The following is a 2,743-nucleotide window of genomic DNA, read 5'->3' as shown; positions in this document are numbered from 1 at the left end:
GGATGCGCCCATCACCGCCATTGCGGCCACCGCCGAGGGCTTGCCTGACAACAGCGCGGTGATTGCCGCCCGCGAAGCCCGCAAACGGGAAGCGGAGGCGCGCCGCGCCGCCAAGCTGGCGGAGAGCGCAAACAGCGACACTGCCGCCGCAGCGCCGCAATCCACCGAGGCGGTTGACCCCGCCAGCGATCCCAAAAAAGCGGCCATCGCCGCCGCACTGGCGCGCGCCAAGGCCAAGAAAGCCGCTCAGGCTGGCGATAGCGCCGAGCCTGTGACTGCCGAAGCCGTTGCTGCGCCTGCGGTAGTAAATGCTGATCAGCAAAAGGCAGAGGTTGATCCGAAAAAGGCGGCGATTGCCGCCGCCATTGCCCGTGCCAAAGCCAAAAAGGCCGAGGCGAATGGTGAACCGGTAAGCGCTGCCAACGGCACGGCAGCCGAGGTCAACACGCAAAATGATGCCCCTGTCGATCCCAAGAAAGCTGCAATTGCTGCCGCCATCGCCCGAGCCAAAGCCAAAAAGGCGGCCCAGCAGGGTGACAGCGCTGAGGGCGATCTGACTGCCACCGCAGGCACCAGCGAAACGGCAGCAATCCAAAGCGATGCGACATCTGCGGCCAGCGAAGCGGTTGATCCCAAGAAGGCGGCAATTGCTGCTGCCATCGCCCGTGCCAAGGCCAAAAAGCTGGCCCAGCAGGGTGAAAGTGCCGGTGCTGAGGGTGCGCAGAGTGAGCCTACTGCCAGCGCACAGACCCGCGACGTGGCGGTAGCCAAGGGCGAAGTAACCACCAGCCAAAGCGATACGGCAGCAAGCGAAGTGGTCGATCCCAAGAAGGCCGTTATCGCCGCTGCCATCGCCCGTGCCAAGGCCAAAAAACTGGCCCAGCAGAGCGCAAGTACCAGTGCTGAGGTAGAAAATGCAGGTGCTGGGGTAGAAAGTGCCGGTACTCAGGTAGAGAGTGCCGGAGCTGAGGGTGAGCGCGCACCAGCCGAGCCGATGAAAACCGATGCAGCCAGCAGTGAGCAACCACTTGCCGTCACTGCCGCGCCTGAAGCGAACGCCCCTGCGGCTGATGCCCCGGTTGATCCGAAAAAAGCGGCTATTGCAGCCGCCGTGGCCCGCGCCAAGGCGAAGAAGCTGGCAGCAGAGGCGGCCAGAGCCGCAGAGACCGCCGCTGAAGATGCCCCGTCAGCCGACCGAACAACCACAAGGTAATCGACAGACTCATGTTCAATATTGCGACTGCGCCGTTTGCCCATAACCGCAAACAGACCCGAACCCTGATGCTGCTGGTGATCCTGGCCTGCGTGCCGGGCTTGCTGGCCCAGACCTGGTTCTTCGGCTGGGGCACCTTTATCCAGATCCTGCTGGCACTGGTCACCGCGCTGCTGTGCGAGGCGCTGGTGCTCAAGCTCCGTGGCCGCGCCATCAAGCCTGCCCTGATGGATGGCAGTGCGGCGCTCACCGCCGTGCTGATCGGTCTCTCCCTGCCGCCGCTGCTGCCGTGGTGGATGCTGGTGGTGGGCACGGCCTTTGCCATCATCGTCGCCAAACACCTTTACGGCGGACTGGGCCAGAACCTGTTCAACCCGGCCATGGTGGCCTATGTGCTGCTGCTGGTCTCCTTCCCGGTACAGATGACCAGCTGGCTGCCGCCAGAGAGCGTGCGCGCCTACAGCCTCGGCTTTGGCGATGCGGCATCGGTGATCTTCACCGGCTTTAGCCTCGACGGCTACAGCATGGCCCAGCTCAAGCAGGGGGTGGATGGTCTCACCATGGCGACCCCCCTCGACACCCTGAAAACCGGCCTGACCCAGGGGCTCACCACCGGCGAGATCCTGAGCGGCCCGCTGTTTGAGGGATGGGGCGGCATCGGCTGGAGCTGGGTCAACCTCGGCTATCTGCTGGGCGGCCTCTTCCTGCTGCAACAGAAGGTGATCAACTGGCGCATTCCCACCGCCATTCTGGGCTCGCTGCTGGCGGCGGCGACCCTTGGCTATCTGATGAGCCCGGATGCGACTACCACGCCCATGATCCATCTCTTTAGCGGCGCCACCATGCTGGGGGCCTTCTTTATCGCCACCGATCCGGTGAGTGCCTGCACCACGCCGCGCGGCCGACTGGTCTATGGCGTGCTGATCGGGGTGCTGGTCTACATCATTCGCCGCTTTGGCGGCTATCCGGATGCGTTCGCCTTCGCCGTGCTGCTGGCCAACCTTTGCGTACCCTTTATTGACAGCCTGACTCGTCCGAAGGTATACGGAGCCCGTCGCCAATGACCAAGACGATAACGCCGAAACGTATCGATTGTTGCTGGCCAACCTCTGCGTTACCCATTTTTATCGACAGTCTGACTCGCCCGAAAGTCTACGGAGCCCGTCGCCAATGATGTTTCTGCCCTCTTTCCCCATCACAGCTGACGGAGCCCGGACATGTTAAAGAGCATGCGCAAGAACGGCCTTATCCTGGCGATGTTCGCGCTCGGCTGTACCGCGCTGGTGGTACTGACCAACGAGCTGACCAAGGATAAAATCGCCCACCAGCAACAGCTGGAGAAGCAGCAGACCCTCTCGGTATTGCTGCCGGAGGGGAGCTATGACAACGATCTGGTGGCCAGCTGCAAGCAGGTGACCAGCAGGAAGTATCTCGGCAGCGATCAGCCGCAGGCCCTCTATACCGCCAGCAAGCATGGCGTGGTGACCGGCTATGCGCTGGAGGCGATCGCACCGGATGGCTACAGCGGGG

General features: G+C 63.0%; 1 protein-coding gene and 2 pseudogenes. All 3 read left to right on the top strand.

Translation table 11 applies throughout. The features are described 5' to 3' along the window. A pseudogene (locus LD28_RS23410) lies at positions 1 to 1,213 on the top strand (electron transport complex subunit RsxC); the annotation flags it as partial. Positions 1,214 to 1,224: 11 nt separating this feature from the next. After that, a complete protein-coding gene (rsxD, locus tag LD28_RS0111795; protein WP_033137165.1) occupies positions 1,225 to 2,277 on the top strand; it encodes an electron transport complex subunit RsxD in 1,053 nt (350 codons plus the stop codon). A gap of 153 nt (positions 2,278 to 2,430) precedes the next feature. Beyond that, positions 2,431 to 2,743 (top strand): annotated as a pseudogene (locus LD28_RS0111790) (electron transport complex subunit RsxG); the annotation flags it as partial.

It is taken from the genome of Aeromonas finlandensis (genome assembly GCF_000764645.1).
Taxonomy (GTDB): Bacteria; Pseudomonadota; Gammaproteobacteria; order Enterobacterales; family Aeromonadaceae; genus Aeromonas; species Aeromonas finlandensis.
The sequence above is the reverse complement of the archived record's forward strand: the minus strand, read 5'-3'. Positions and strand labels throughout refer to the sequence as shown.

Coding starts and splice junctions, on each gene's coding strand:
- rsxD (WP_033137165.1), top strand. CDS start 1,225: ATGTTCAATATTGCGACTGCGCCGTTTGCCCATAACCGCAAACAGACC.